This is a genomic window from Psychrobacter sp. AOP7-B1-24, assembly GCF_052376215.1.
Taxonomy (GTDB): Bacteria; Pseudomonadota; Gammaproteobacteria; order Pseudomonadales; family Moraxellaceae; genus Psychrobacter.
In genome coordinates this window covers 1-838 of sequence record NZ_JBQSVL010000191.1, presented here as the reverse complement: position 1 = coordinate 838, position 838 = coordinate 1, and the positions used below count along the sequence as shown (strand labels likewise).

Here is an 838-nt window from a genome sequence, read left to right as displayed (position 1 = left end):
CGCTAACCGCGTCTTTTTGGTGAGCAAGATCAGGGTTAAATTTTATTTTCATTTCAAACATGACTTATCCTTTAGATGCTTCTAACATCGTCAATACCAGCTTGTTTTAAGATCTGGATGGCGTTAGTTTTCACATTACTGTCTGCAAAACCTGCATCTTTAAATACAACCTGAGTTGTTTCTGGATCTAGCTCATGCTTAAGCTTGGCAATCCCTTCAACCACTTCACTTGTGATTCCATCGTCTAAACACACAATTAATGCACCAGCTCCAACCACAAAGACCTGCTTACCGCTTACAACCTCAGTCTCTACTGGAACTGTGAGTTCAATGCCGTATTTTAGTAAAATCTCATAAAGTACATCTTCGTTTGAGCGATCTGCTTTGATAGACTCGGTTGCTTCCCTTAGAACACTTTCTAGATTGTCAAAGTCAGCATCCCAAGGACGGATGTTGGTTTCGTCTAACTTAAATACTTTAAAGCCAATATCTAAATCAGAAAATGTTCTTCTTAGTCTTTCCTTAGCAACATCAGCAACAGTAATTAAATTTAGTTTCTGTGCAATTTTCCCATGAGGCTTGTTAGTATCAATTACTTCTGGTAATTGAATAGAAATTGTTTTCGCTTTTTGATTTAAAGCAAGTGAACATGCAGTGCTACCTGAACCTGCAAAAAAATCAAGACAAATATCATCTTGGGTTATACCTACTAATTCAGCTAAACGGCTAATCAATCTCATAGGCTTAGGTGTATCAAAAGGAGCTTCACCATTAAAAGCGTCTTTTATCTCTTTTGACGCTTCTCTAGTAGTTCCTACATCTTTTCCAAACCATATAG

General features: G+C 37.4%; 1 protein-coding gene. It reads right to left on the bottom strand.

Annotation, left to right across the window (positions count from 1 at the left end):
• Positions 1-71: 71 nt before the first annotated feature.
• The coding region (locus tag ACT3QP_RS14940; RefSeq protein ID WP_444526045.1) for a DNA methyltransferase at positions 72-838 on the bottom strand (767 nt) is incomplete at its 5' end.